The organism is Streptomyces sp. NPDC059851 (assembly GCF_042732005.1).
Classification (GTDB): Bacteria; Actinomycetota; Actinomycetes; order Streptomycetales; family Streptomycetaceae; genus Streptomyces.
Genome location: NZ_JBHWJJ010000246.1, coordinates 1 through 5,780 on the forward strand (window position 1 = coordinate 1; position 5,780 = coordinate 5,780).

At 75.4% G+C, this 5,780-nt stretch carries 1 protein-coding gene; it reads right to left on the bottom strand.

Going from position 1 to position 5,780, the window contains the following annotated elements; genetic code table 11:
* The coding region (locus ACFV7Q_RS38235) for an SDR family NAD(P)-dependent oxidoreductase (protein ID WP_385435560.1) at positions 1–5,780 on the bottom strand (5,780 nt) is incomplete at both ends.

Below are 5,780 nucleotides of genomic sequence, written 5' to 3' on the forward strand. Positions count from 1 at the left end.
ACTCCGGCGGCTTCCAGGGCGCGGACGCCGTCGAGGAAGCGGACGGCCTCCCGGACGTGCCGCACCCAGAAGTCGGCCGAGCCCATCTCCTCGTCCGCAAGGGCGCCGGTCAGGTTGGACACGAGCGGGATGCGGGGGGACGCGTACGTGAGCCCCTCGGCCACCTTGCGGAAGTCGGCCAGCATGGCGTCCATGTGCGGGGAGTGGAAGGCGTGGCTGACCGTCAGGCGCTTGGTCTTGCGGCCCTCTGTCTCGAAGGCCTCCGCGATGGCGGCCGCCGCGTCGGCGTCGCCGGCCACGACCACCGACTGCGGGCCGTTGACGGCGGCGATGCTCACCCCGTCGGTCAGCAGCGGCGTGACCTCGTCCTCCGACGCCCGGACCGCGATCATCACGCCACCGGTCGGCAGCGCCTGCATCAACCGGCCCCGGGCGGCGACCAGCTGACAGGCGTCGGCGAGCGAGAACACGCCCGCCACGTGGGCGGCGGCGATCTCGCCGATGGAGTGGCCGGACAGGACGTCCGGCCTCACGTCCCAGGACTCCAGCAGCCGGAACAGCGCCACCTCGACCGCGAACAGCGCCGGCTGGGTGTACTCCGTCCGGTCGAGCACGGCCGCGTCGTCACCGAACAGCACGTCCTTCAGCGGGATTTCGAGCCGAGGATCGAGTTCCGCACACACCGCCTCCAGGGCGTCCGCGAACACCGGCTGGGTGTCGTAGAGCTCCCGGCCGGCGCCGAGGCGCTGGCTGCCCTGGCCCGTGAACAGGAAGGCGAGCTTGCCGGCCCCGGCGGCGCCCACGGTGTCTCGGGTGACCCCGGCAGCGGTCGGGTGGCCGTCCGCGAGCGCGGCCAGGCCGTGCAGCAGCTCGTCCCGGCCCCCGGCCACGACCACCGCGCGGTGGTCGAAGGAGGCGCGGCGGGTGGCCAGCGAGTAGGCCACGTCCGCGGTTCCGGCCGCCTCGGGCGCACCCTCCAGGTGGGTCCGCAGGCGGGCGGCCTGGCCGCGCAGCGCGTCCGCCGACTTCGCGGACAGCACGTACGGCAGGACGGGCAGCACGGGCAGGTCGGGAACCGCACGGTCGTCGGGCGCGGTCGGGGTGAGGTCCTCCGGGGCCTGCTCGATGATCGTGTGGGCGTTGGTTCCGCTGATGCCGAAGGAGGAGACACCGGCGCGGCGCGGGCGGCCGGTCTCCGGCCACGGCACGGGCTCGGTCAGCAGGGAGACGGCGCCGTCCTCCCAGTCCACGTGCGGGGTCGGCTCGTCCACGTGCAGCGTCTTCGGCAGTACGCCGTGCCGCATCGCCATGATCATCTTGATGATGCCGGCCACACCGGCCGCGGCCTGCGTGTGGCCCATGTTCGACTTGATCGAGCCCAGCCACAGCGGCTCGTCCGCCGCGCGCTCCCGGCCGTAAGTGGTCAGCAGGGCCTGTGCCTCGATCGGGTCGCCGAGCGTGGTGCCCGTGCCGTGCGCCTCGACCGCGTCGATCATGTCGCTGGTCAGGGCGGCGGAGGCGAGGGCCTGCCGGATGACGCGCTGCTGGGACGGCCCGTTCGGGGCTGTCAGGCCGTTGCTGGCGCCGTCCTGGTTGATCGCCGAGCCGCGGACCACGGCCAGCACGGGGTGACCGTTGCGGCGGGCGTCCGACAGGCGCTCGACGAGGAGCATGCCCGCGCCCTCGGCCCAGCTTGTTCCGTCGGCAGCCGCCGCGAAGGACTTGATGCGGCCGTCGGCGGCCAGACCGCGCTGGCGGCTGAACTCGGTGAAGGTGCCCGGCGTCGACATGACGGTCACACCGCCGGCCAGCGCCATGGTGCACTCGCCGTTGCGCAGCGCCTGGATCGCCCAGTGCAGGGCGACGAGGGAGGACGAGCACGCCGTGTCGACGGTGACGGCCGGGCCCTCCAGCCCGAAGGCGTACGAGACGCGGCCCGAGGCGATGCTGCCGGAGTTGCCGGTGCCGAGGTAGCCCTCGACGCCGTCCGGTACGGAGGTGATCCGGGTGGCGTAGTCGTGGTACATGATGCCCGCGAAGACGCCGGTCCGGCTGCCGCGCACGGTGGCGGGGTCGATGCCGGCCCGTTCGAAGGCCTCCCAGGAGGTCTCCAGCAGCAGGCGCTGCTGCGGGTCCATGGCCACGGCCTCGCGCGGCGAGATCCCGAAGAACGCCGGGTCGAAGCGTCCCGCGTCGTGCAGGAAGCCGCCGGAGCGGGTGTAGCTGGTGCCCTTGCCGTCCGGGTCCGGGTCGAACAGCGACTCCAGGTCCCAGCCGCGGCCCTGCGGGAACTCCGAGATCGCGTCGATGCCGCCCGCCACGAGGCGCCACAGGTCCTCAGGGGTCTCGACCCCGCCGGGGTAGCGGCAGCTCATGCCGACGATCGCGATCGGGTCGTCGTGCAGTGCGCCCCCCGGGGCGACGGACGGCATCGGGGACCCGGTGGTGACGTGCTCGTCCCGGGACGGGCCCAGGACCTCGGCCATCAGGTACGCGGCGAGGGCGCTCGGTGTCGGGTAGTCGAAGACGAGCGTGGCGGGCAGCCGTTCGCCGGTGGCGGCGCCGAGCCGGTTGCGCAGCTCGACGGAGGTCAGGGAGTCGAAACCGAGCTCCTTGAACGCACGGTCGGCCGGTACCTCGTCGGTGGAGGCGTGGCCAAGTACGGCGGCCACCTCCGCCCGGACCGTGTCCAGCAGAGCCGCCTCCCGCTCCCCGGCGGGAAGCGCGGCCAGCCGCGTACGGAGCGCGGAGCCCACGGCCGTGGCGCCCTGGCCCGCGGCGGCCCGGCGGGCCGGTACCCGGACCAGGCCGCGCAGCAGGTCGGGGACCGTGCCGGTACGGGCCCGGGCGCGCAGGGCGGCCAGGTCGAGCGGGAGCGGGACGAGCAGCGGGTCGGCGGTGCGCCGGACCGCGTCGAAGAGGGCGAGGCCGGTCCCGGGGGTGAGGGCGCCGATGCCGCCACGGTTGATGCGCTCGCGGTCGCCGTCGGTCAGCCCGCCACCCATGCCGCCGGTGCCCGTCCACAGGCCCCAGGCGAGCGAGGTGGCGACGAGGCCGTCCGCCCGGCGGTGGGCGGCGAGGGCGTCGAGGAAGGTGTTGGCCGCCGCGTAGTTGCCCTGGCCCGCACCGCCGAACACACCGGCTGCGGAGGAGAACAGGACGAACGCGGCCAGGTCCAGGTCGCGGGTCAGCTCGTGCAGGTTCCAGGCCGCGTCCACCTTGGGACGCAGCACCGCGGAGAGCCGCTCGGGGGTCAGGGACCCGATGACACCGTCGTCCAGGAGGCCGGCGGTGTGCACGACCGCGGTCAGCGGGTGTTCCGTCGGGATGCCGGCCAGTACGGCCGCCAGCGCCTCCCGGTCGGCCACGTCGCAGGCGGCCCAGGCCACGTCGGCGCCCAGGCCGGTGAGCGCGGCCGTGAGCTCCGGAGCCTCACCGCGGCGGGACACCAGCAGCAGGTGCCGTACGCCGTGCTCGGTGACCAGGTGCCGTGCGAACAGCCCGCCCAGCGAGCCGCTCGCACCCGTCACCAGCACCGTGCCGTCCGGGTCCCACGCGGTGGCCCGGTCGGCGGCCGCGATCGCGGTGCGGGCCAGCCTCGGCACCAGCACGGAGCCGTCGCGTACCGCCACCTCGGATTCGCCCGTACCGAGCGCCGTCGAGAGCGCCTCGGCCACATCGGCGTCGGTCGCGTCGGCGTCGACGTCCACCAGCACCAGGCGGTCCGGGTTCTCGGACTGCGCCGACCGCACCAGACCCCGCACGCTCGCGTGCGCCAGGTCCGCCACGCCCTCGCCCGGTACGGCCTCCACGGCGCCCCGGGTCAGGAACACCAGGCGGGCGTCCGTGGAACGCTCGTCCGCCGCCCGGTCCTGGAGCAGCCGGAGCACCCGGGCGGTCTCCGTGTGCGCCGCGGCGACCGGGTCCGCGCCGGCGGGCGTCGTGCACGGCACGACGAGGGCGGCCGCGGACTCACCGGGCTCGCCGGGCTCGCCGGGCTCGTCCAGCATCCGCCAGTCCTCGAAGGAGCCGCCGGCGGCGACCTCCGTCCACTCCACCCGGAACAGGGCGTCGCGGGTGGCGTCCGGTGCCGTGGCGAGCTGGTCGCGGTTCACGGCGCGCAGGGCCAGTCCGGCCACGGAGGCGACCGGCGCACCGGTGGCGTCGGCGATGGTCAGGGCCACCTCGCCGTTGCGGGCAGTGGTCAGCCGCACCCGGAGCTCGGCGGCTCCGACCGCGTGCAGGGACACGCCGGACCAGGAGAACGGGAGCCGTCCTTCGCCGGCACCGGCATCCGCGGCGCCCAGTCCCAGCGCGTGCAGGGCCGCGTCGAGGAGGGCCGGGTGCAGGCCGAAGCGTGCGGCGTCGGCCGCGGCGCCCTCGGGCAGGGCGACCTCGGCGTAGTACGCGTCCTGGTGGCGCCAGGCGGCGCGCAGGCCGCGGAAGACCGGCCCGTAGCCGAAGCCGGAGTCCGCGAGGCCTTCGTACAGGCCGTCCACGGGGACGGGCTCCGCCCCGACCGGCGGCCACTCGGTGAGGGGCTGCGGGGTCCTGCCGGTGCCGGGCGCGAGGACACCGGCGGCGTGCCGCGTCCACGGCGTGTCCGGGTCCGCGCCTTCGGGCCGGGAGTGCAGGGTCAGGCTGCGCCGGCCGCCCTCCCGGGCGGCGGCGCCGACGGAGAGCCGGAGCTGGACGCCGCCCTGCTCGGGCAGCACCAGCGGCGCCTCCAGGGTGAGTTCGTCGACCAGCTCGCAGCCGAGGTGCGTTCCGGCCCGGAGGGCGAGTTCGACGAAGGCCGTACCCGGCAGCAGCGCGGAGCCCAGCACACGGTGGTCCCCGAGCCAGGGCTGGCCGGCCAGCGACAGCCGTCCGGTGAAGACGTGGCCGTCCGAGTCGGGCAGCTGGACCTCGGCGCCGAGCAGCGGGTGGTCGGCGGTGCCGAGACCGGCGGCGGTGACGTCGCCGTCCGCGCGGCCGGCATCGAGCCAGTAGGGGGCGCGCTGGAAGGCGTAGGTGGGCAGGTCGACGCGACGGGCCCCGAGCGGGGCGGTGACGGCCTGCCAGTCGACGAAGGCGCCGCGGATCCGGGCGGTGGACAGGGCGGTGAGCAGGGCCTCGGACTCGGGGCGTCCGGCGCGCAGGGCGGCGGCGAACGCGGCGGAGCCGGTGTCATCGGTCAGACAGGCCTGGGCCATCGCGGAGAGGACGCCGTCGGGGCCGAGCTCGACGTACGTCGTGACGCCGGCGGCTTCGAGGGCGCGGACGCCGTCGAGGAACCGCACGGCCTCGCGGACGTGCCGGACCCAGAAGTCGGCCGAGCCCATCTCGTCGGTGACGACGCAGCCGGTCAGGTTGGAGACGACCGGGATGCGCGGGGCGGCGTACGCGAGCCCCTCGGCCACGCGCCGGAAATCCTGCAGCATGCCGTCCATGTGCGGGGAGTGGAAGGCGTGGCTGACCGTCAGCCGCTTGGTCTTGCGGCCGGGGAAGGCGCCCGCGACGGCGCCCGCCGCGTCCTCGTCGCCCGCGACGACGACGGACCGCGGGCCGTTGACGGCCGCGATGCTCACGCGGTCCGTCAGCAGCGGCAGGGCCTCGTCCTCCGAGGCTTCCACCGCGATCATCACGCCACCGGTGGGCAGGGCCTGCATGAGGCGGCCCCGGGCGGCGACCAGGGTGCACGCGTCGTCCAGCGAGAGGACCCCGGCCACGTGCGCGGCCGCGATCTCGCCGATCGAGTGACCGGACAGGAAGTCCGGCCGCACGCCCCACGACTCGAC